Origin of the sequence: Acidisoma sp. (assembly GCF_035492295.1) — a bacterium.
In the GTDB taxonomy this organism is placed as follows: Bacteria; Pseudomonadota; Alphaproteobacteria; order Acetobacterales; family Acetobacteraceae; genus Acidisoma.
Genome location: NZ_DATJJK010000021.1, coordinates 24,846 through 48,538 on the forward strand (window position 1 = coordinate 24,846; position 23,693 = coordinate 48,538).

The window sequence follows — 23,693 nt, forward strand, 5'->3', positions numbered from 1 at the left end:
TGTGGCCCGCATTTTCATTTGCACGACCTGCAATCGCTATGCGCAGGCCCCGCCGGGCGAGATGTCGCCCGGCCTGAGGCTGGCGCAGGCGATGAAGCGTGAAGCCGCGGCTGCAGGCAATTCCCTGGCCGTGCGCATGGTGGAATGTCTCAATACCTGCCCGCAGCCTTGCGCCGCCGCGCTGCGGGAGCCGGGCAAGGCGGTGATCCGCTTTGGCCGGCTGGAGCCCGAGGATGCGCCGGCACTTCTCGCCGTGGCCGAAGCCTATGCGCAAACCCGGAATGGCGATCTGGCTGACAGTGCAATGCCAGCTCGACTGCGCGCGAAGGTCACTGGCTGCATCACGCTCGGAGTGCATGAGTTGGCGGAAGGCTGACCGAAGAAAAAGAAGTCCGCCCAAAAGAAGGGGAAAAGACAATGGCGAAAACGCTGTTCAAGAATGTGATGATTTTCGAAGGAACCGGCAAGACGCTGATTCCGGGCGAGGTCTTGGTGCAGGGCAACCGCATCCAGGCGGTGGCGGCCCCGGGCGAATCACTGCCGCATGACGGGGCGCAGGTCATCGATGCCGGGGGCGCTACCTTGATGCCGGGGATGGTCAATACTCATTGCCACTTGACCTATAACAACGGAACCTCCGTAGCCGCGTTGACCGCCATGCCGGTTGAAGAGCATGTGCTGATGACCATGCATAATGCGAAGCTCGCGCTGGATATGGGCTTCACTTCGGTCATCGGCGCCGCTTCCGCCAAGCCGCGCCTCGATATTGTTATCCGCAACGAGATCAATGCCGGGAAAATTCCCGGGCCGCGCATGCTGGCGGGCTCGCCGGAATTGACCGTTACCGGCGGTCTCGCGGATGACAACCAGCTTGACGCGAAGCATCCGTCGATTTCCATCATCTGCGACGGCGCGGAGGAGTTTCGCAAGTGCGTGCGCATGTTGATCCGTGAGGGCATCGATCTCATCAAGTTCAACAATTCTGGCGATAGCTTCTGCTATCCGCGCATGGCGGCCTATGACAACCCGATGACCGACGCCGAGGTTGCGGCGATCTGCGATACTGCGAATAATATCGGCAAGCGGATCGCCGCCCACGCACATGCGGATAGTTCCGTGCGGCAGTGCATGAAATACAATGTCGAGTTCATCTTCCACGCGACTTTCGCGACCGATGAAACGATCGGAATGTTGGAGAAGGTTAAGCACAAGCACTATATCTCGCCGGCGATCGCGGCCCGCTACAATACGACCTACGAGGCGAAGGACTGGGGCATCACCACCGATGTCGCCGAGATGATCGGCAACAAGCGTGAGCTCGAGGAAGGCATCGTCGTGATGAAAAAGATGCATGCCGCAGGGATCAAAGTGCTGCCCTTCGGCGATTACGGCTTCGCCTGGCTGCCGCATGGTACCGAGGCGCGCGATTTGGAGCACTTCGTCAACCTGTTTGATTTCGAGCCCTGGGAGGCGCTGCGTGCCGCGACTGCCTATGGAGGTGAGGCCTGGGCCGGCCAGTCGGGGGAGAAGATGGGTCGCATCGCACCCGGCTATCTCGCGGACATCCTGCTAGTTGATGGCAACCCGTTGCTCGATCTCAGCCTGCTACAGGATCGGCATTCCTTGCTCGCCATCATGAAGGACGGCCAGTTCTACAAACCGTTCCAGGGACGCGTGGCGCTCGATCGTCAGATGGCGGCAGACTGACGGCGCTTCCAGCGACGGTATAGAAAAAGAAAAAGCACCAATAGCGGGAGGATAGAAAACGCGTATGGATCGGAGACAATTTCTGGCCGGGGTGGCGGTGGCGGGTGCCGGCGCTGCCGGGCTCGGTTCCGCACGCTCAGCGCAAGCTGCAGGCGATGTGGTAATCGGCCTGTCGAACGGCTATTTCGGTACCGAGTGGCGCAACCAGATGGTGGCGGGTGCTCAGGCCCAGTTCGATATGTACAAGGCTCAGGGGAAAGCCTCCAAGCTGATCGTCCAGCAGGCCGGTGCGGACATCAATCAGCAGATCCAGGACATCCGCAACATGATCCTGCAAGGGGTCTCCGTCATCACGATGGATCCCAATTCCGGAACCGCTCTCGATGGGGTCATCAACGAAGCGAAGCGAGCCGGAATCCCTGTCATCGCCTTCGATCAGGCGGTCAAGAATCACTATGCGCTCAGCGTGACCATTGACCACTACGTCTGGGCGACGCGCTATGCAGATTGGATCGCCAAGACGCTCAACGGCAAGGGCAAGGTTGTCATCATGGACGGCCTGCCCGGTAACCCGGCGGCGGAGACGCGGCGCAAAGCGGCCTTCGATACCTTCCGAAAATATCCGGGCATCGACATCGTCTGGTCAGGCTACGGCTCCTGGGATCAGGCGAAGGCGCAGGCCGTGATGGCAACCGTCATCGCGGCTCAACCTCAAATCGATGGCGCCTTTGTCGAGGACTCCATGGGGCTCGGCGTTCTGCGCGCGTTTCAGAATGCCCGCCGGCCGATCCCGGTCATGACCGGCGAGGCGCAAAAGGCCTTCCTGCTCGCCTGGAAGAAGGAGCTGGACAGCGGCACAAAGATGCAGGCTTTCGCCCAGCCAAACCCGCCTGACATCAGCCGCAATGCCATCGGCATCGCCGTTCGGCTCGCGGCGGGCCGCAAGCTCAAGCCGCAGCCGGACAACACGATCTATTATCCGATCCATCTGGAAGTCACGGGTGCCAATCTCGACCAGACCCTGGCGGGCATGAAGGACAAACCAGACAGCTACTTTCTGGCAGAGTGGTTCTCGGAATCGCAGCTTGATGCTCTTTTCACCTGATAGCCTGGTGGCGGAACCAGCCGAGGATTTCGCCGCCCTCCACCCGATGGAGACGCTGCTTGCGGTAAGTGGGATCACCAAGCGCTTCGGCGGCGTCGTGGCGCTGGATGGTGTTGATCTTGCGCTCACGCGCGGCCGGGTGCTGGGACTGCTCGGGGCCAATGGCTCTGGCAAGAGCACGCTGTCGCGCATCATCGCAGGGGAGGTTGCCCCCGATGGTGGCACGCTGGAGTTGGAGGGGGCGGTACTGCGCCACGCCTCGCCGCAGGCGGCGGCGAGGCGTGGCATCGTCATCGCCCATCAGCACCCGAGCCTGGCGCCGGACATGCCCGTCTGGGAGAACATCTTTCTCGGAAGCGAAATCTGCAGCAGCAGTGGATTCATCAATCGTGCCGAGGGACGGCGGAAGGCTGCGGCTCTGCTGGACGATCTTGGCAGCCGGATGGACATTGACAGTCCCGCGGGGACGCTGCCGGCCGCCGGACAGCAACTGGTGGAGATTGCTCGCGCCCTGGCCCGTGCACCGCGACTGCTGATCCTTGACGAGCCAACTGCGGCGCTCGCCGCTGCCGAGGTCGCGCGGCTCTTCGCGGCCATCCAGCGGTTGACGGCCCAAGGAATTGGGGTGATCTTCATCTCCCACCGCCTTGGCGAAATCGAGGAGATCTGCGACGATATCGTCGTGATGCAGAATGGTCGCACGGCCGGCGCCTGGACGACCTCCGGCCGATTGGATGAGGCGCGCATCCTCTCGCTGATGACCGGTGACCCCGATGCCGTGCTGCGCCCGATTGCACGGCGGATCGTGGGCGAACCTGTGCTCAAGCTGCAGAATCTTCGCGCGGGCATTGCGGTGCGCGGGGTCGATTTGGAATTGCGCCGGAGCGAGATCGTGGGGCTTGCCGGGCTGCAGGGCCAGGGTCAGGCGGAACTGCTGGAGGTGATTGCTGGGCACAGGCGCATCGATGGCGGCACGCTCTGGCACCGCGACCGCGCCGTCTCTCCCGCGTTGCCGCGCGATATGATCCGCCGTGGCGTCTGTCTGGTGCCGGACGATCGCCTCCGACAGGGATTGTTCAGCGACGAGAGCGTTGGTGAGAATCTGGGTTTCGTGAAAGTCGCGCTGGCAAAACGTCCTTGGACATTGCCGCTCACAGAACTGACCCGACTGGCATCCGATGCAATCCGCCGGCTGCTGATCAAAACCGAGGGGCCGGACCAACTCGTCTCGGCGCTCAGCGGCGGCAATCAACAGAAGGTGGTGATCGGCAAATGGCTCGCGACCGATATCGAGGTGCTCCTCCTGAGTGACCCGACCAAAGGCGTCGATATCCACGCCCGATCGGAAATCTATTCCATCATCGGGGAATTGGCGGCCGGCGGCACGACCGCCCTGATCTTCGCTTCTGAAATCCAGGAACTGCTGCTGCATTGTGACCGCATCCTGGTGATGTATGAAGGCCGCATCGTCGAGGAATTGACGGGTGAGGCGATGACGGAGCCGCGCATCATGGCCGCCGCCTTCGGCAGGACCAAAAGATGAACCGGAGCATGAGGGCGTTGCGACATGCCGGCGTCATCCCGAGCCTGTTGATGCTGCTCGTGGTTCTTGCACTCAACGCACGGCTGCAACCGCATTTTTTTGGCCTGCCGTCGCTCGAGGCCAATATCGCAACCTTCACGCCGACCATCATGATCTGTCTGGCGCAGGCTGTGATTGTGCTGAGCCGAGAGCTCGATCTGTCATTGGGCGCCGGGGTGTCGCTCATCAACTGCTTCATGGCAGTCGTCCCGGCCTATGCCGTCGGCGGCCCCTGGGCGCTCATGGGGCTTGCCCTGCTGATGGCGCTCGGGCTCGGCGCGATCAACGGGCTGATCATCACGGTGCTGAAACTCCCCTCGCTCATTGCGACCTTCGCGACCGGGGCGGTGTGGTACGGCCTCGCACTGACCTTCATGCCGCAGCCCGGTGGCGAAATTGACGAGACGATCGGCAATGTCTACGGGGATACTGTTTTGGGTGTTCCCGTTCCCCTGCTAATTGTCTTTGCGGCGCTGTTGCTCTGGACCGTGTTGAGCCGGCATCGACTTGGCCGACGGATCGTCGCGGTCGGCAGCAATCCCGTGGCCGCCTACCAGGCCGGCATTCCGGTGCCGGCGGTGAAGTTCACCGCCTATCTCGTGGCGTGGCTGCTCGTCGGGCTCGGGGCCCTGTCGATTTCGGCGCAGACGCTCTCCGGCGATGCCGGTGTCGGCACCGCCTATACGCTGACCTCGGTTGCCGCCGTCGTCATCGGTGGCATTTCGCTCGGTGGCGGGCGCGGCACACCCTGGGGGGCGCTCATCGGTGCCCTGGTGCTGGGGATCGTCACCAATGTCATCTATTTCGCAGGAATCCCGAGCATCTGGCAGGAGTTTTTCAAGGGGCTCGTCGTTGTGGCGGCACTCGGCTTCATGGTGCTCGAACAAAGACGGACGGCAATCGTATGATGCGCATGGGGTTCGGCCGGCCGGTTTTGCTGCTGGCACTGACCGTTATACTGCTGATCGTCGGGCAATGGGTGTTGCCGGGTTTCGGGGGCTTGGGGCAGATCGCCAACCAGCTCAAGATCGCTGCCTTCCTCGGTCTCTTCGGGCTTTGCCAGACGGTGGTCATCGCCGCGGGCGGGCAGGGGCTCGACCTCTCGGTGGGGGCGGTCGCAACGCTCGGCGGTATCCTGGGCGCGGCCTTGATGGCGGGCAGCAATGGGATGACGCCGGTGGGCGGCCTGGCCGCCATCGTCGCTGGTTCAGGCGTCGGCTTCCTCAATGGAATCGGCGTCGCGGTTTTGGGCGTGCCGCCGCTGGTAACGACCCTGGCGCTGTCATCCGTCGTCAATGGCGGCCTGATCGTCGGCGTGTCGCTCGTGCATCCTCAGAATTCGGCGAGCCCGGGGTTGGTGGCTTTGGCCGGCCGCAGCCTCGGCGGTATGCCGAGCGTGGCACTCCTCTGGGTAGGGATCGCGATCGTCGCAATCTGGCTCTTGTCGCGCTCTGCCTGGGGGCGGCAGCTCTGCCGCACGGGTGCCAATCCCGTGACGGCGCGGCTGAGCGGCGCAAACACGGTGCGCGTGCGCGTCATCGCCTATATGCTCAGTGGCGGCGTTGCGGCCTTCGGTGGCTTCCTCCTCACGGGCTATGTCGGCCAGGCCTTCCTGGGCCTGGGCAATGCCTATGTCCTGACCAGCGTTGTCGTGGCAGCGATCGGCGGGGTTGCCTTGGCTGGCGGCAAGGCACCCTATGCGGGCGTCGCCTGCGCCGCAATCCTGATGACGGTTCTCGTCAGTCTTCTTACCGCCATCAATATGGGCGAGAATGGCCGACAGATCATCTTCGGCGCGACACTGCTGGTCTTTCTGATGATCGATCGCCGGCTGGCGAAAGCGAGCTGACCTTGCGCGTCGCAAGTCATGATGGACGGCTGACAGAACAGCCGGGTTAATCTGTAGCGATCTCGGCAGGCTTGCGCCCTGCGGCAAGGCAGTGGACTACCCTTTGACGGCGCCGCCCAGCAAAAAGCCACCTGAAAAGAATCGCGCCACGATCAGGTACAGAAGGATGACCGGCAGCGAATAGACGATCGAGAAAGCCGCAATATCGCCGTAGCGGACATTGGCGGCTGCGATGAGCCCGTAGATGGTGAGTGGCCCCGTTTGTTGGGACGGATCGCTGATCAGCACCAAGGGTACGATAAAGGATCCCCAGGCGTTGATGAAGCTGAAGATCGCGGCGGAAGCGATTCCGGGCAGTGAAACCGGCACTACGACATGGAGGATGGTCTGCAAAAGGCTCGCCCGCTCCATGAGTGCTGCTTCCTCCATTTCCCGCGGCACGCCGTCCATTGCGGTCTTGATGAGCCAAAGAGCGAATGGCAGGCTGTTCGCGCCAAGGAAGATGCCGGTGGGCACAAGGCTCAGCCAATCCATCGCCGCGAAAATCTGAAACACCGGGATGATCATGATGCCGACCGGAATGCCGGTCAGAAACAGCACCGTGACCATCAGGCCGTCCCGCAATGGGATCTGGCGGCGCGACAAGGCATAGGCGCCGAAGACACCCGGCACGACGGCGACAACCGTCGCGACAAGGGCGAGCAGCATCGTATTCCAGAGAGACAGGAGATAGTCCGCCCGCGTCACATTGGCGAAATGCACAAAGGTGACTTGCGGCCAGTCCAGTGACCAGCTCGCGTGCTGGTCGACCGACGCTGCTACGAGCCACAGCATGGGTGCCAGCAACAGAAGGGTCAGAATGCCGAGAACCGCGGTCGCGAGAGGGTTCGGACGCATGAAAGGGTCAATCCTGCCGCAGCGCGCGGACATAGAGATAGGCGAAAGCGGTGGCGATCAGCACCAGCACGTCCCCCACCAGCGCGCCATAGCCGAGATTGCTGAAGGTGAATCCTTGTTGGTAGGCGTAGATCGGCAGGATGTTCGTCGCATCATTCGGGCCGCCCGCCGTCATGATGTAGGTGAGCGCGTAATTGGCGAGGATGATGAGGGTGACGAGGAGCAGATTGGTGACCAACGTGCGCCGCATCAGCGGCAGCGTCACGAAGACAAAGGTCTGGATCCGGCTCGCATTCTCCATACGGGCTGCTTCCCGCACCTCACTTGAGATCCCGCGCAGCCCGGCACCCAGGACCATCATCGAGAAGCCAGCGGTCGCCCAGACGTTGGCAAGGATGACAATGAGCATGGGGTGGGAGTCGAGCGGGTCCGTATGACCGCCGGTGAGCAGGCTGAGAGTTCCCCCCGTGGTGCTGAAAGCGTACCAAACCATGGCCGCCGTCACGGGCGGCAACATCCAGGCAAGGATTGCGACCGCACCCGCCAGGCGCTGCCAGAAAATACTTGCGTGCTGCATGAGTAACGCAAGCGCCATGCCAATGACAGTGACCCCCAGGATCGATGAACCAAAGAGAAACACCGCCGTCAGCCAGAGCGAATGCCAGAAGGTACGATCCTGCCAGAGGCGCCGCAGATTGGCGCCCCCGGTGAACCAGTAGTGCTGCGCATGGACGCCGATGAGCGAGGCATTGGTGAGGCCGAGATAGAAGGCATAGGCGACCGGCAGAAGAAACAGCACGGCAAGCAGGACACCGGCCGGTGCCAGAAGCAGCAGGCCGATTCCATCCACACGCTTCCTTGCCTGGCTCATGATGCGCTCTACCCGGCGATCACCATCAGCGCGTCGCCATCTGATCACTGCCCAGTTGATTGGCAACATAGCCCTTCATGTCACTGATCGCCTTGTCGACTGTCATGTCCTTATGCTGTGCGAGGTTTCCTGTCGCCTGCTGCAAGGCGTGTGACCACACCTCGTATTCCGCTTTCGCCGGCGTCAGCTTGCCATAGGGAAGAACCTCGGCGGAGACGGCATTATAAGGCGGCGCGAAATCGACGAAGGCGGGTGACTTGGTATAGCTTTGCGCGGCAGGCACGAAGCCTGCCCAGTTCGCGGCATCGATCTGGCTCTGCTCCTCTTCCATCACATCCAACAACTTCCATGCGTAGTCCTTGTGCTTGGTCGTCGCGGCGACGGCGAGGTCCCAGCCGCCGAGCGTGGTCGCGATGCCGGGCGCCTGTCCTGAAACTGTCGGGATGGCAACGACGCCAATCGTCTGCGGCGCTTCCGCCCAGCAGGGGGAGCAGATTGTCTTTGTCCAATTGCCACCATAGTAGTTGGAGCCCACGGCGATCGCGAGTTTGCCCTTCTGGAACAGCGTCAGCGGCACGGTGACGGCGGAGGGTGAGAAAAGATCGCTCAGGCTGTCGCCTAAATCCTCATTGTACATCGTCTTCACAAAGGTCAGTACTTCGCGCAGGCCCTTACTATCCACCACCCATTTGCCGCTGGCATCCTGAATGGTCGGATCGCTGGACCCGTTGAGCAGATTGCCGGTACCTTGCAGTAAGCCGTTGTCGCCGGAACTTGTGCCGACATTCAGCCAGAGCGGCACCACTCCGGGGACCTTGGCCTTGATCGCTCGCGCGGCGGTCAGAATGTCATCCCAGGTCTTGGGGTGCCAGTCTTCTGGCAGGCCGGCCTGTTTGAACATTGCCTTGTTGTAGTAGAGTTGACTGTCATTTTCTCCCGTGCTGACGGCATAGACCTTGCCATCAAACCGGCCTTCCGACTGAATGGCAGACGGGAATTCCGTCCACCAGGATGCAGTTGCCAGCTCATCATCAAGCGGCAGAAGCCAGCCTGAAGATTGGAATTGACCGAGGGCAGGGGTTGGCAGTTGCGCTACGTCGGGTGCCGTGCTACGCGAACGATAGAGCAAACTCAATTTGTTGATGATGTCCGTGTAGCCACCCGGAATCGGCACGAGTTTGACTTCGGCCTCGGGATATTTCTTGTCGAAGGCCGCCTTGACGTTGTCATACCATTTCTTGGCGAAGTCATTCGTGTCGAACACGTATTCCGAGCCGTAGGCCAGCGTGACCACGACCTTGCTTTGCGCGTGGGCGCTGACAGACACGGCGGTAACGGAGCAGGAGGCGAGAAGTGCAAGCGCCAGTCGGTGAAGTCCGGTCTTGGGCATGTCGCTGTAACTCCATTGGGATGAAAGGATGCAGTCCTTTAGGCTATGGATTCGGTCGCAGTCGAAGGTCTCAGACAGGAATGCGGCGCGCGGCCAATGCCGTTTGCCCTAATCGGGAACGATTGATGAGGGATTGGCCACCCGTCGAATCGAAGGCGTAGAGGAAGTCGCAATCGGGGTAGAGCGTGACGGTCTCGCCAATCGTCAGCGGCGCACGACCCGGCGCACGTGCGACGATAGCCTCGCTGCCGCAACGCAGGGTCACGAAGGTCTCGCTTCCCATTGGCTCGAGAAACTCCACCACCCCGGCAAATCCGGCCGTTCCCGCAATGGGTGGCTTGAAGGAAAGGTCGCTCGGTCGGAAGCCCACCTGTACCGGCGTCTCGTTTGCGGTCGCCGTGGTCAATCCCGCGCCGAGTGCCAAGTGAGTGCCGAGACAGCCCAGGAAGACATCGTTCCCGGCGCGCAGAATTTTGCCGGGAACGATGTTCATGCGTGGCGCGCCGATGAAGCGTGCAACCCGCAAGTCACTCGGATCATCAAAAACGGCGGCTGGCGATCCAGCTTGGTGCAGACGGCCTTCGAACATGACGGCAATATGGGTTGCCATCGTCATCGCCTCCACCTGATCGTGGGTGACGTAGACGGTGGTAATGCGCAGGCGCCGATGCAGGGCGACGATCTCTGACCGCATCTGCCCGCGCAAGGCGGCATCGAGATTGGACAGGGGCTCGTCCATGAGGAATAGCTTGGGCTCGCGCAGGAGAGCGCGGCCGAGCGCAACCCTTTGACGTTGCCCACCGGAAAGTTCCGCGGGTCGGCGGGAGAGGAGCGGGGTCAATCCCAGCATCGATGCGACTTCCGCGAGTTTCTCGCGGGTCTGCGTCTTGTTTTCGCGCCGCATGCGGGGTCCGAAGGCAAGATTTCCCTCGACCGTCATGTGTGGAAAGAGCGCGTAGGACTGAAATACCATGGCAACATCCCGTTCACCGGGCGGTACATGGTTGACGACGCGACCATCGATGCGAATGTCACCTTCGCTCGGCTCTTCAAGCCCTGCCAGCATCCGCAAGGACGTGGTTTTGCCGCAGCCCGAAGCTCCGAGCAGGACCAGAAAATCGCCGTCGGCAATGTCGAGACACAGGTCCGCCACCGCTGCATGCGGGCCGAAGCGGCGCCATACATGATCGAAGGCGACGCTGCTCATGCGCTTTCCTCCTCCAACGTCAGAGAAGGTGTCATTGCGATGTGGAACGCAGAAGAAGAAGGAGAAAAGCGCTGCATCTCAGAGGCCATGATGCCGCAGAACGGCGAGATTGGCGCGCTGATCGGCGGCCGCACGCGCGATACCCTCCGGACTCGGCAGAATGTCCTGCTCAATCACAAGCCAGCCCGAAAACGTTTCGCGGACCAGGCGAAAGATGGCGTCGAGCGGCAGATCACCCTGGCCAAGAGCGCAGAAGGCGCCACGCTCCCAGATCGCTTCTGCAGGTGCGGCGTCGAGCACGATCTCGGCAATTGCGGCGCTGCGCGCGTCCTTAACGTGCAGGTGGTTGATCCGCGTGCCCCAATCCTTCAGCGCCTTCAAAGGGTCACCGCCGCCGATGATGAGATGACCGGTATCGAGACAGAGGCCGACGCTGGTCTTTTCGAGCATGCGCTCGATTTCCCAGGGCGCCTCAATGAAGGTGCCGGTTTCGTTATGAAAGGTTGGCTCGTAGCCGCGCCCGCGGCAGTGATCGGCAACCCGCTCCACACCAGTGACAAACCGCGCGAAGCCGGCCTCGTCAAGCCCGAGTCGATGATCGCGCACGGCCTGGCCGGGTTTCGCCCGGCGTGCCGTGTTGCTGAAATCCCCAAGCGTTGGACGCGGTGGCAGAGCGCCAATCCCGGAGACTGAGTCGAGAGAATCGAGAAGAGCATCGAGTTGCGGCAGCATTTCCTGGAGCGATTCAGGCTCGCTGAAGGGTAGTTCGAGATAGGCACCGGAAAGCCCGAGCTTGCGACGGGAAAGCCGCTCGGCGAGCTGGTCGCCCTGGCCGAGATAGCCGACCGGACCAAGATCGATGCCCTGGTATCCGGCTTCGGCCACGGCATCGAGAACCGCCTCCGCCGCGGGCGTGTTCGGGTCGATGCCAACGGTCACTTCGAAGGCGCCGAAGCTTACGGGCGCGTTGGCGATGATGATGCGGGGAGGGGGGCCACTCATGCTGCGTCTCCGATGCGGGTGGGAGCGATCACCGGCCGGCCACTAAGATGAGCCTCGATGATCGCGCGGCAGAATGCGATGTCCCGCAGAGCATCGGCGGGCGGCGTGCGCGGGGCGTCACCACGGGTGATACAGCCATGGAAATGGACAAGTTCTGCCTTGAAACTCGATTCATAAGAAAAGACATGTTGGTTTGCCGTGGACTCCGTCCTGCCCGGCACGCCGTGCTCGTCTGCGAATTCGGCGGCCGCGTTTCGCAAATAGGGAGACGGGAAGGTGAGCTTTAGCCGCCGTTCCGGGGCGAAGACCGCAAATTCCATGCCGTAGCGGGCGAATCCCGGCAGATCGATCCAGGTCAGGACGGCGCGCGCTTCGCCGAAGCGCATGGCGAGCGTCGCTCCGTGGCGGCCGAGATCGGCGTGATCAAGCCGGTCCGGCTCCCCCAGAAGGGCACGGATGGCGTTCAGCTCATGCACCATACTATCGAGCAGCACGGCGTGATAAAGTCGCTTGATTTCGGCGTCGCTGCCGATTGCGGCGCTGAGCCGATCGGCCGTGTCCTTCTGCAAGGCATGCAGAACCGAGGGCGCAGGTGGCGCGCCGCGCAACAGAGGATAATGAGCGACATAGGGCTCGAAGGGGGATTCGTAGGTGGTCACCCGTGCCAGGCGAATGTCTGGCACAGTTTCCAATTCGGCCTGCAACCGTTCAAAGGCGGGGTCGTAGCGCTTGTTGTAACCGACCAGCATGGTGACGCCGCTGCGTGCGGCCGCTGCCACAACCGTCTCCCCTTCAGCGACTGAGAAGGCGAGCGGTTTCTCGATGAAGACATGCTTGCCCGCCTCGGCAGCTGCAATCGCGATGGGAGCGTGGCTCCCGGGGGTGAGCACCATTACGGCGTCGATCTGCAGGCCCAGTAATTCCTGCCAGTCCGTGGTGGCGACTGGGACGCCGTAACGGTCGGCGCAAGCCTGGGCGAGTTCGAGCGAGACGTCGCAAACCGCCGCGATTTCGAACAGATCAGACAATTCCGTGAGGTAGTGGAGATGCATCACCTGGGCGATGACGCCACAGCCGATCAATCCGATCCTCACGTGAGGCGAAACGCTTCCAGGCACCGGGCGCTCCTATTTCGTTGAAATGGAACGTTCCATAGCTCATGGTTTGACGTCAATAGAGAGTTGGAGGGCACGGTGCCGATTCCAGGGTCGACCGATGGTCGGCCCTGAGGGCGCACCTCATCATTAAGGGTGAGGAGCGCGCGCCGTGGTGCGCCGTTTCAGCAGGCTGAAATCTAAACTGTGGCGCATGGCGCGGCCCTGGATATCTCCGCGTATGCGGCCAATGAGGAGTTCCACCGCGATACGTGCCAGCTGCTCCTTTGGCTGCGCGATCGTCGAGAGGGAAATGCGCGCGATCCGGCTGATGGCAATGTCATCGAAACCAATGATGGAAAGATCCTCAGGGACTCGCAAGCCGTACTGATCCGCACAGTCCAGGATATCCATGGCATGCAGATCGTTCGCCGCGAAAATGGCGGTCGGCCGGTCGGGTCCCGCGAGGATCGCTTCCATCGATCGGATACCGTCGTCGTTTCGCACAAGGCGCGGCCTTTCGTGCCAGCGCAGGACGCGCGGCGCCAATCCGGCCTCGTTAATGGCGGCCAAGTAGCCGTCCCGGCGTGCGCTTTCCGCTCGCGCTTCCCGCACCGTATCTGCGAAATAGATGATCCGCTGATGGCCGAGCTCGATCAGATGGCGGGTGGCGGCCGTCGCCGCCGCCAGATCGTCCACCGCGACGACATCGCCCCAGTCGGCATCGCAGGTGACAAAGACCACCGGCAGCTGGTCGCCCACCGCCAGCCGCGCCCCGTCCGCGTCCCCGGCATAGGCGAGGAACAGCAGGCCCGCTACGCGGTGCTCGATAAGCGAGCGGATCCCTTTCAGCTCGGTGTGCTCATCAACCTGCGTATTGCAGAACATCAGCTGGAAGCCGCGCGCCGCCGCGAAGCCTTCGATCAATTTCGCCATTTCGGCGTAGAAGGGGTTGCCGAGATCACCAATGACGATGCCAAGGACGGTCGTTCGCTGCTGCACCAGCTGACGCGCGACGACATTCGGACGGTAGCCGAGCGCTTGGATGGCCTTTTCCACCCGCTCCTTGGTCTCTGGGTTGACGCCCGGAGCACCGCGGATGACGTTGGAGACAGTCGATTTTGAGAGTTCTGCCAGTCGTGCGACGTCGTGAATCGTGGCCGGCTTCTGCCGGCTGCGTGGGGGGGTCATGGAGGCCTAAAGGGCCACGCCGTTCGGGGCGATGACCACTTTCATCGCGTCCCCGCCTTGGGCGATCGCCATCGCTTCCGCGGCCCGCTCCAGCGGCATCCGGTGGGTGACGATCCGATCGAAGGGAAGGCGATCCAGATTGGCCGCCATCAACCGCATGCCAGCAAGGTAGGAGGTCGCCGTCTCGCCGCCGATCCCGATGATGCTGACGTTCTTCGTGCAGATATCTGCATTGGGATTGATCTGTACGGGGCCGAGATCCACGAATGCGCCGGCTTCCACAACCACCCCGCCGACCCGGACTATGCGCACCGCTTCGACAAAGCTCTCCGGCACGCCGGAGCAATCGAGTACAATATCGGGTCCGAGGCCATCCGTTGCTTCGCGCGCCTTGGCAATGCGTTCTTCCATCGTCGTGTCGCCAACTTTGAAGGTTTGGCCTGCACCGAATTCCCGCGCCATGGCGAGGCGCGCTTGATGGCGGTCGGTCGCGATGATCTGGCCAGCGCCAAGCAGGCGGGCTTTGATGAGATGGCAAAGGCCCAGGGGCCCGACACCAAGGACGGCCACTGAGCCGCCGAAGGGCGTGCCGCCAAACTGCCCCAGAAGGGCGTTGGCCTTTTCCACGCCGTGAGTAACCGCCATAATTTCGGTGAGCACGGCGACATGGTCCGGCAGGTTGTCGGGTACGCGGAACAGGACCGAACGCGGCAGTAGATAGAGATACTCCGCCCAGCCACCCAGAAGGTGCGGCGGCCGGCCGCAATGCAGGCTGTTGCCGTAATCTTCCAGATGTTCGCACATGTAGTAGGGATAGCTGTTCAAGCAGAAGCGGCAGTGCCCGCAAGCAACATTGGCGCCAGGCACGATCCGGTCTCCTGCGCGCAGGACATGGCCTTCACTGTCGCGTACTTCCCCGCCGGTGGCGACGACAATACCAACATTCTCGTGCCCGCAAATCAGCGGATAGGTGAGGTCCCGCTCATGCGGCGTGCCGGCATACTGTTTGCTTTCGCCGAGGAACGTGTGCTTGTCCGTTCCGCAAATGCCCGAGTAGCGCATCTTCAGGATCACGGCGCCGGGTTCAGGATCAGGGATGGCGAAACTCCGAAGCTCGATGGCTCCGGGTTTTGCAACCACAGCCGCGCGCGCCGTTGCCATCGTGGGGCCTCCTTATTCGCCAGCGGTTATGGAGCGTTCCAATACCCCAAATGCTGCTGCGCTATCAAGGCGTCCCATGCACCCGTCCGGTCCGGCCCAAGCTGATCGCATCGCCCTGATGGAAGCCAACGCCTGCTCCGAGATCCCTCGGAGCCGAATGCGTAGGCTATTCTTCGCCGCGGGAGTAGGAGATGATGGAAAGGAAAGCGGATCGGCGGTTGCACCACCTTCTGCGGCCCGTGCGGCGCTTGCCGGCACGAGCGGGTTCACCTTCGGGCGCAGTCCGACAGAGGCTTCTCTGAACCGCGGCTCATCACGCACGCTGGCATTGGTTTGTGTTGTTGCCGCAAGTGCGCTCTGCCCCCGTGGCAGCGGCGTTCGTGCTGCCATATTTGGTCGGGGCCGATCGGCCCCGGCATGGTGCAGGACGACGCCGATCAGTTCGCAGCGGCGCCTGAGGGCCTGGGGCCGGACGGGGTCCGTTGGTCGACGCGGGTGGGATTAAGGCAATTCCCGCTGACCGGTTTTTACTTTCCTGCCTTCCGGTGACGATCCGTGGTGCTTCGGCGGAGTGGGCGAGGGTTGTCGCCATCCTGTCGGCGTAAGGTGGTATCGGTTGACCCACCAGGACAGGGGGCGTAATGCCCTATCCCGCACCGGAAACCTGTTTGCGATGGCGTCGTTCCACGACAGCGCTTTCCGCCACATGAGCAAATTCCGTCCTCGCGTTGCCGTGAGTAACTTCCGACCCCGCCGCAAGTTCCGGCGCGAGAGCTTAATGGCATGGGTGCGCACACTGCACCGCCCTTCGAACAGGTGACGGCTGGACAATGAGAGGGATTAGGTTGGCATCTCCTGATGAAGACATCAGAAAACTGAGCCGAAGTCTTGGGACATACCGTCAGGCGACGACGTCACGCAGCACCGTGGAGTTAGTCCTTACGGCAGTGCCCTTCGTGGCGCTATGGGCGCTGATGTGGGTGGCTCTCGATATCAGCTATTGGCTGTGTCTGCTACTGGCCGTGCCGACCGCTGGCTTCCTGATACGACTCTTCATCGTTCAGCATGACTGTGGACACGGCTCGTTTTTCCAGCGCCGATCGACGAACGACTGGGTAGGCAGGGTTGTCGGCGTGATCACGTTCACGCCTTACGATTGTTGGCGCCGCACGCATGCGATGCATCATGGAGCCGTCGGCGATCTCGAACACCGCGGTGTCGGAGATATCGAGACGCTCACGGTCAGGGAATACCTGGCGCGAAGCTCCCTGAGCCGCCTGCGCTACCGTCTTTACCGCCACCCGGCGATCATGTTCGGTCTCATTCCTGCCTATCTTTTCCTTCTGCACTACCGTCTGCCGGTGGGACTCATGCGGAAGGGCTGGCGGCCATGGGTGAGCTCAATGGCGACGAATGTCGCGATCGCGGCGGCTGTCGGGTTGATGGCTTGGCTTGTTGGGGCGGGACCTTTCCTCCTTGTGGAGGGCCCGGTGGTGTTGATCGCGGCGTCGGTTGCCGTGTGGCTGTTCTATGTTCAGCACCAATTCGAATATACCCGATGGGAAGATGGGGCGAACTGGAACTTCCACGCGGCGGCGCTTCACGGAAGTTCGTACTATGCCTTGCCGCCCGTCCTTGCCTGGATGACAGGGAATATCGGGGTGCACCATGTGCATCATATGTGCAGCCGCATTCCATCCTATCGTCTATCTGAAGTCTTGCGTGATCATCCCGAGCTGGCAAAAGTCGGCCGGCTGACCGTTGTTCAAAGTTTACGATGCGCCGTACTTGCTCTTTGGGACGAGCAGGAGAGGCGACTGATATCGTTCCGAGAATTGCGGGCACGGGTTTCGGGCTGAAGTCCTGCGCAGGCAGCCCCGCCCATGAGGGCAGGGCTGTTGGTCGCAAGAGTGGTCCAGTCAGCGACGCTTTGCTTACTGGGCCATACCTTGTTTCTTTTTGACCAAGGTCCCGATACAGGTGGGCGAAAGTTCTTTCATATGTTTCTTCATGCACTGCTTCAGATGGCCAGGGCCAGCATTGGGGCAGTAGCGCTGGATATCGGGGCCGCAGGCCTGGAGGACGGTCTGAGCCACCGCCGCTGATGATAGACCCGCAACTCCGGAGATCATTAGCAAGGCCGCAAGGTAAGTTTTCATCGTCCGTCCTGTTGCAACAGTTTGGGTTTGTTTCTTGTGAGCAGATCGGGAGCGGGCGCGCGAGAAGGCTGCGAGCACGTCCCGCGCCACCTTATACGCGCCTGTCGCTCGGCATGAGCCGACTTATTTTGCCAGGATGAAGCATCTTTGCCGCGACCTTGCCCGCAAGATATCATCGTACCTGTCTTGGCGGGACAGGTTAGAGGTGACGCGGAGCAGAGACGGCGGTGTTACGCACCGTAAAATCGATGGTCAACCCGACATAGATCGGCGAACGCCGGTCGAGAAACGCGGCGGAGGACGGGTCAGTCGACAGACCCCATCATGCCTTTCCAAAAAGCGCCGGATGGTCAGGATATTGGCCAGAATCCGCGCGCTACGCACAGCCGCCGCTGCGCCGCCAGCGCCTGCGGTGTGCTCGCGCCCCTGCCGATTGCAGTAAAGTGGTCAAGTTCGATCACGGCAGGCAGCGCGGCGGTCACCCGGTACCCCACATGCCGCTCATGAATAACGCGGGCAAGAGGTCTTCCATGTTGCCCCTATTGGAACTGACATTTCCCGGAAGCCCATCCGCACGCTTAGTAACAGAGTTTACTAGCCTCTCGCAGTGGTGTCGGCGCTTGATGGACCCTTGGCGCTATTGCCGCAGAAACCCGGGTCGCTGTAGATGTTTTTCTCTGGCTTCGCTGAATCCTGTGGCTTAGGCTGTAAGAAACGCATATGTCTTCAGTCGAAGATCGGGAGATGGCGGTACGACCGGTCCTGCTGGCGAAGGCCATCACGGCATCGGGCGCGTCTGGCGTCTTTGCCGCATGCTATCGAGACGTTACTTATGTCTTTCACGGTCAAGCCGGATTATGCTCGTGTGCTGTCGGACGATTGGCGTGAATTCCGGATGAACCGACCCATACGCAGCGATCGCGATCGCTAAGGGCCGCAGTTTGGCCGGATTACGCTAGCTTTGCATGCATCGGCTGTGCCGCCGATGGTAAAAGCGCTTCGATAAAAACGGCGGCCAAGCAGTTGATATATCTTGCCTAAGTGTATCGAGCCCTCTCAGGTCAGCATATCGACATTGGAGCGATTGCGGGCAGAATAGTCGATTGTTCTGGCAATGGTTTGCAACGAAGTAACCTATTTCCAGTCAATCCAATTTGGTTTGGCACGATACAAGATGCGTAGCTGCTCATCTTGATGAAGTTTGTATGACACGACCTCGGCCAAAGCCAAGGGATCGACGCATTTGAAAGCCACAGCTCCCTCTTGTTGCGCCTAGACAGGACGATAACCGAAGAGTCGAGACGGACCTGAAGGTCGCAATTTGCGTATCGAAGAGTTCTCGCCGCTATCCCGGACCATGAAGTGGCAAAGACAGACAATGCCTGAAGTGTCACTTCGCTGCGGGCCAAATAACGAAGGGAAGAAGTCGTCAGAGCTGCGGGGGCGGCCGTCCGAGTGGGGCCTGACGATAGCGGTGTCATAAGCGGCTGGCCCGCTATCGACTGCAGATATCTGTCACGGAATAGATCGAGAGCAGACGCTCTTAACATCAGGCGCTCGTGAGCTGGGATACAACGGCCAACTGCGCGAGGAGACAGCTTGTGGAACGATCATCAGCGCTCGTTAAGCTGACGGCTGTCACGGCGGGGCTTTCTGCCACGGACGGAACCTCACAGGACGATCTGTTCAAGGCCCGCTCTGCACTTGCTGCGAGCCTGTTGCACCACGCGGACGCCACCGCGAGATCAGCGCCGGGTCTTCCATCCGCGCCACCACGTGCGCCGTCGGCCCTCGATGCCGTCGCGCTCGGGCAAGTTCTGGATCAGGCGGCGACGTCGGTCCAGCCCGTACCACTTGCGGTTTTGCGTGGCCTTCCGGCGCCCGTCTTGGGAAATGCGGCGCTAACGCCTGCTGCTTCAACCGGGATGGTGCCGCGATCGATCGGTCCATTCGCTGACGAGATCGGGGCCCTCCACTGGGTCGATACTTTCCCGCCGCTGAAAGAAGCGAGCATTTTCCGGGCTGCGACCGCCGCCCCGTTCTTTGTTTTGCCCTTGGCGATTAGTTCAGGCGCTGTTCCGAACACGCTCACGGTGGGAGAAGGCAGTCTCTGGATCGAGGCTAAACTACTGGCGGCCGGCGCGCCGGAAGGGGGCTATGCTGGCATCGCCATTAAGGGCGGAACCCTGACATTCTCGGCCGCTGCAACCCACCGGGCCGGCGGTCTGCAGGTTGCCGCCGCAACCGAATTGACACTTACAATCGAGCTTGGAGGCCAACCCGGACCGAGCGGCGGCTGCAATCCGGGCGCCGATGGTGGCGCGGCCGTCGCTGATATGCCGAGCCAAGTGACATTCGTCTTCACGCCGTCGGCAGCGTCGGTCACGGCATCCGGACCGGCGTCGGTAACCATCTTTGGCACCACTGTCGACTTGATCTGGCACAATGCATCTGCGGTCTATGAGTCCGCACTCGCCCAAATCCTGATCCCATTCACGCCGCGGTCGGCCCAATTCGCGGTCACCTCCGTCCTCTCCACATTGTTCCAGCTAAGCGGCGCGGCGCCGATCACGTCCGCAGCCTGGGCCTTATCCGTAGTGGTCACCGCGCCGCAGCAGCTTAGCACGGCCGCGACCGCTGGGGCGCTCGCACTCGTGGTAGGGGCAGGCTTGCGCGCCAGTTGGACAGGGTCCGCAGGCGCCCCTGTGGGTATTAGCAGTGCGTTCCTGGAAGCCGCTGGCGGTGTGCTGTCGCTGCTCGGAACGATGAGCATCACCCGGCAATTCGGTTCTACCATCAAACTCTGGCCTAACAAACCAACCGGCACGCCGGGGAATAAGTTCTTCAGTACAGCCGGGTTTACGGTCTCGAACGGCGCGACACTCTACTACACTAGCATTGCCGCCTACGCTGGTGCCAAGCAGGTCGAAATTCTGTCCTGCGGGGCGCTGGTCACTGCGCGTATTGACCGACCCGTCGCCGCCGACGGCAGCCATCTCGGCCCGACCCTCCCGGGAACATTCGTCATCTACGAGACCGCCACCCGGCGTGGCGTCATTGTGGCCGGCGAGGTGGCCGCCTCAGCTTTACCCGCCAAGCCCATCTCACTAGCGCTGCGCAATGCGCTGTTGGTAACCACCCCGCCACTGCTGCTGATGGTGGCTGGCAGCTTCACCAATACGCCCGAGGAATTGACCGCCGGCGGATTACTGCTCGCGTTTGGGATGGAGGTGCTGCTGCCTACGTTGCCCGACCCCTATGCGGCGAACTTCCTCCCGCTGCGAGCGGCGTCGGCCACGGCAACGGGGACCACCGTGCCCGGGCGCATCTCGGGCCAGGGCGCTCAACTCTCCAACCCAGAGTTGTTGGCGCTCGTCACATGGAGCCCCGCCGAGGGCCCGCAGCTCACTTTCGGCGATAGCGTAGCGGCCGCCGGCAACCTGGTGGTCCAACCTCTGAGTGCCTCTACCGTCGCGCCAACGCCCCCGCGCTCGACCGCCACTGCGGCCGCTCAGGATCAAGCATGGCAGAACGGATTGCGGGCGCTGTTCAACAGAAGTCTCGGCGGCCAAAGCCCCGAACTGTTCCTACTCGACGTGTCCAGCAATATTGACCAATTCGGTGTCGGGATTGCGCTGGAGCGCCCGGAACCAGCAGCCCTTACCCAATCAGGTGGCCCCCTGTTGTCGATCTCAGGTCTCGATCTGGTCGCCCCGAGCCGAGACCTGCGCGTGTTCACCGTACCGCCCGTGCAATGGGAACCCGTCGTCACCATACAGAACCCAAAGGTCCTGCCGTCGCCGTTCCCGTCACCCGTCGGCTTTCTGAACGATGGCGGCCCTATGATGCTCGGCGTCAACGACGTCACCTTGGTTGCCGTGGCGCCGTCGACACTTCTGAAACAAGTGTTGAGCGGCTATGCTGGCGGGAAGGCCGGATCCGCCGTGTTCCCCATGCCGTTCGGCATGATGGCGTTGGTCATTCTCCCAGAGCGTCCGCCGACGGCTCCCCCATTGCTGCAGCGGCCCGGCCTCGTGCAAGTGCGGCCGGCATTCCCTGCCAATTCGATGACCGGCGGAAACCAAATCAGTCTGACGGCGGCGACGGCCGGCTCCGCCATCGGACTGCCAGGTGCCACTGTGCAGTTGCGCAACCTCGTCGACAAGAATGCCAATCCGGTGCTGGATGATCGGCCGCCCCCGCCACCGGGCGGTCTGCAACTCAGCGTGCTCGGTCCGGACGTCGATGAGATCTTCAACGCCAGCTTCGCGCCGGGTGCAGCTGGAGCGCTCGTGCCGGTCAGCCGGCTTGATTTCTCCGGATACGGCGCCTCAAGCTTCAGCGATTGGACTGACCCGGCTGCGGTTCCTCCTGCCGTGGTAAAGGCGCATTTTAATATCATGGTGGGTCGCACCAGCCGTGAAGTTGTCCAGGTAAAAAGCATCCTACACCCATGGGGTGCAATCGTCGTTCGCACGATCACCATCGACCGTCAGGACAACGGCCAGGTCTATCGTCGCGACAGCGGCTGGGTCGCCGCGACACCGGGCCTTTTCGAAACCGGTGGCATCACAGTGCATCCCGGGGCGATCCGTGGCGCTTACAATATCCGCCAGATCAGCGACACCAGTCAGAGCTATGCCTCAGGTGCCGTGAAGCTTGTTGGCGTCTATTTCGATGCGGATCTCGATATTCCTAGCGCCATAAAGGGCGTGTCCCAGGGCAAGGTAGCAAGCACCGGCTTGTTCGGCTGGGTGCAAACGGAGCCCGCACACACTCCGTTGACGGCGGCGCAACTGGCAGCGCTGATCGCGGCGCAGGGGGCGCCGGGCGGTCCGGTGGATTGCGTCACGTCAATTGCAGGCACCGCGCAGACAATGCGGATTGTTCGCGTAGAAGTGGACAATGCTCCCCACCCGGGAGCTCCAGAACCACACGAATTCTGTGTTGCGGCGCGAGGAAGCCTGGTGCTTCCGCAACCGGGAAATTGGAGTGTGCTTTCAAGAATTGACAAGATGAGCGAACCGGCCCCCGTGGACCCTGCCCGGGGGGTAGCATTAATACAGGAAGGCGTCGCGGGCGGCAGCGCCAGCACGATGCCATGGCGACTGGCGGAGCCGGCGGATCTTTGGACCTCCGATTCTCCGTCGATGGATTATTGTCTGTTGCACGCGACGGACGCGACGCGGATTTTGTTTCCACGCCCTGCGATCACGTCGGGCGCCAATGCTTTCACCAGTGACCAGACGCCACTGCTGGCCGACGGGTTTGCACTGATGAACTCGACTTCGGTCTGCCCGAGGCAGGACAGCTGCCTCGCTTTCCCCGACGCAAATTACGCGCTCCAGATCGGCGGCGCCGGTCTTTTTACCCTGGCCAATGTTCCGGCATCATTCCCCCCAAGCATGCCGCGCCGCTCCCTTGCCGCCGACAGCCAGGGTGCCATCTGGTTCGAGTATTCGGATGCGGCCCAGACTCCCAATCCGACCCAAGTCTCGGTTGCCATCAGTTCGAGCAACTGGTCGATTGCGCTTTCGCCCACCAATGTCAGGGTCGACGTAACGCCGTTCGACGGGCTGATGCGCACGGTCGGCAGTTTTGCCGCATCCAGCACCAGCGGCGTTTCGTTTCAAAACTCTCAATTCGTTCTCGGCTCGGTATTGCTCCCGCTCGAGGAATTGCTTGCCTTTCTAGCTGAACTAGGCTTTCCGAATCCGTTTGCCCTGGCGTTTTCGAATTCCGGATCCCAACAGGCCGTAAGCTATAAGTTAAGTGCGTCTCTAGGCTTTTCATTGCCAAGTCCACTAGTACCAATATTGACACCGATCCTGCAGCCACCCGCCCCGAGCACGTGGAAAATTGGACTTTCGGTAAAAACTGGCTTCGGCAACAGCTTGAGCGTCACATCAAGTTCGACAACGACCATCACCGAGCAGTGGTCGTATTTCTTCAACCTCGGCGGGAACATGCAATGGGCGGTGATCCCGGGCGTTCCCGTCTACGTTGGGTTCCTGTTGTCTTTCGGTGTGAGCCATGGATTTGCCGCCGGCTCATCGCCGGCGAGCACACAGGTTAGCTTCCAATTGGGAGGCATTGCATCGATAGGCGGCACTCTCATCCCCGGTGTAATTGCCGTTCAGGCGTCTCTGTCACTGGCGTTCAGCCTTTCAATCAGCTTTGCCTCGACCGACTCCGTTGCGCTGGGATTGATACTGACGCTTTCCGTGTCGGCGAGTATTCCCGCCTCCGGGAGCGCGAAAGGATTGTTCGCGATTTCCTTTTCTGCCGAGGCGAGCGGAAGCATCATTGACAACAACCCTTCACTGACGGACCTCAATCTTTCCTTGCAGGCGACTTTTGGTGTCTCGGTCGACGTGAGCGTGTGCTGGTTTATCAATATAAGCTTTAGTGAAACCGTCCAATACACGCAGGCATTGCCCACGGTCTCCCTGTGACCCCATAGACAAGGCTCCGAGCA

Annotated in this window: 17 protein-coding genes; 8 read left to right on the forward strand and 9 right to left on the reverse strand. The window is 61.6% G+C overall.

Annotated elements, in window-relative coordinates; all coding sequences use genetic code 11:
• Nucleotide 1: 1 nt before the first annotated feature.
• The 6 genes from VL752_RS01475 to VL752_RS01500 all read left to right on the forward strand — a co-directional run bounded on the left by VL752_RS01475 (nucleotide 2) and on the right by VL752_RS01500 (nucleotide 6,243).
• Nucleotides 2-376 (forward strand): DUF1636 family protein, encoded by a 375-nt coding sequence (locus tag VL752_RS01475; RefSeq protein ID WP_325351957.1) that lies wholly within the window; start codon nucleotides 2-4, stop codon nucleotides 374-376.
• 41 nt (nucleotides 377-417) lie between these two features.
• Nucleotides 418-1,707: an amidohydrolase family protein gene (locus VL752_RS01480; protein WP_325351958.1), complete on the forward strand. Its 1,290-nt coding sequence runs from the start codon at nucleotides 418-420 to the stop codon at nucleotides 1,705-1,707.
• A gap of 64 nt (nucleotides 1,708-1,771) precedes the next feature.
• Complete coding sequence (locus VL752_RS01485; protein WP_325351959.1) at nucleotides 1,772-2,812, forward strand: substrate-binding domain-containing protein; 1,041 nt, start codon at nucleotides 1,772-1,774, stop codon at nucleotides 2,810-2,812.
• Nucleotides 2,796-4,355, forward strand: coding sequence for a sugar ABC transporter ATP-binding protein (locus tag VL752_RS01490; RefSeq protein WP_325351960.1), 1,560 nt, complete (start codon nucleotides 2,796-2,798; stop codon nucleotides 4,353-4,355). Before VL752_RS01485 ends, VL752_RS01490 begins: the two co-directional genes overlap by 17 nt.
• Complete coding sequence (locus tag VL752_RS01495) at nucleotides 4,352-5,302, forward strand: ABC transporter permease (RefSeq protein ID WP_325351961.1); 951 nt, start codon at nucleotides 4,352-4,354, stop codon at nucleotides 5,300-5,302. Before VL752_RS01490 ends, VL752_RS01495 begins: the two co-directional genes overlap by 4 nt.
• Nucleotides 5,299-6,243 (forward strand): ABC transporter permease, encoded by a 945-nt coding sequence (locus tag VL752_RS01500; protein WP_325351962.1) that lies wholly within the window; start codon nucleotides 5,299-5,301, stop codon nucleotides 6,241-6,243. Before VL752_RS01495 ends, VL752_RS01500 begins: the two co-directional genes overlap by 4 nt.
• Nucleotides 6,244-6,339: 96 nt before the next feature.
• Here VL752_RS01500 and VL752_RS01505 read toward each other — a convergent pair whose 3' ends face one another.
• The 8 genes from VL752_RS01505 to VL752_RS01540 all read right to left on the reverse strand — a co-directional run bounded on the left by VL752_RS01505 (nucleotide 6,340) and on the right by VL752_RS01540 (nucleotide 15,056).
• Nucleotides 6,340-7,140, reverse strand: a complete 801-nt coding sequence (locus VL752_RS01505) for a carbohydrate ABC transporter permease (protein WP_325351963.1) — start codon at nucleotides 7,138-7,140, stop codon at nucleotides 6,340-6,342.
• 7 nt (nucleotides 7,141-7,147) lie between these two features.
• Nucleotides 7,148-8,011 carry a carbohydrate ABC transporter permease gene (locus tag VL752_RS01510; protein WP_325351964.1) on the reverse strand — a complete coding sequence of 288 codons (864 nt, stop codon included), beginning with the start codon at nucleotides 8,009-8,011 and terminating at the stop codon, nucleotides 7,148-7,150.
• 25 nt (nucleotides 8,012-8,036) lie between these two features.
• Entirely contained in the window at nucleotides 8,037-9,338 is a 1,302-nt protein-coding gene (locus tag VL752_RS01515) for an extracellular solute-binding protein (protein ID WP_325351965.1), read from the reverse strand.
• Nucleotides 9,339-9,471: 133 nt separating this feature from the next.
• Nucleotides 9,472-10,608, reverse strand: a complete 1,137-nt coding sequence (locus VL752_RS01520) for an ABC transporter ATP-binding protein (protein WP_325351966.1) — start codon at nucleotides 10,606-10,608, stop codon at nucleotides 9,472-9,474.
• A gap of 78 nt (nucleotides 10,609-10,686) precedes the next feature.
• Nucleotides 10,687-11,610, reverse strand: coding sequence for a sugar phosphate isomerase/epimerase (locus tag VL752_RS01525; protein ID WP_325351967.1), 924 nt, complete (start codon nucleotides 11,608-11,610; stop codon nucleotides 10,687-10,689).
• Nucleotides 11,607-12,728, reverse strand: a complete 1,122-nt coding sequence (locus tag VL752_RS01530) for a Gfo/Idh/MocA family protein (RefSeq protein ID WP_325351968.1) — start codon at nucleotides 12,726-12,728, stop codon at nucleotides 11,607-11,609. The genes VL752_RS01525 and VL752_RS01530 overlap by 4 nt, the downstream gene beginning before the upstream one ends.
• 126 nt (nucleotides 12,729-12,854) lie before the next feature.
• A complete protein-coding gene (locus VL752_RS01535) occupies nucleotides 12,855-13,895 on the reverse strand; it encodes a LacI family DNA-binding transcriptional regulator (protein WP_325351969.1) in 1,041 nt (346 codons plus the stop codon).
• A 6-nt stretch (nucleotides 13,896-13,901) separates the two neighbouring features.
• Entirely contained in the window at nucleotides 13,902-15,056 is a 1,155-nt protein-coding gene (locus VL752_RS01540) for a zinc-dependent alcohol dehydrogenase (RefSeq protein ID WP_325351970.1), read from the reverse strand.
• 845 nt (nucleotides 15,057-15,901) lie between these two features.
• On the opposite strand from VL752_RS01540, the gene VL752_RS01545 reads away from it, so the two are divergent.
• Nucleotides 15,902-16,915: a fatty acid desaturase gene (locus VL752_RS01545; RefSeq protein WP_325351971.1), complete on the forward strand. Its 1,014-nt coding sequence runs from the start codon at nucleotides 15,902-15,904 to the stop codon at nucleotides 16,913-16,915.
• 75 nt (nucleotides 16,916-16,990) lie between these two features.
• On the opposite strand, the gene VL752_RS01550 is transcribed toward VL752_RS01545, so the two are convergent.
• Entirely contained in the window at nucleotides 16,991-17,215 is a 225-nt protein-coding gene (locus VL752_RS01550; protein ID WP_325351972.1) for a hypothetical protein, read from the reverse strand.
• 1,601 nt (nucleotides 17,216-18,816) lie between these two features.
• Between VL752_RS01550 and VL752_RS01555 the strand changes: the two genes are divergently transcribed.
• Entirely contained in the window at nucleotides 18,817-23,670 is a 4,854-nt protein-coding gene (locus VL752_RS01555) for a hypothetical protein (protein WP_325351973.1), read from the forward strand.
• Nucleotides 23,671-23,693: the final 23 nt, after the last annotated feature.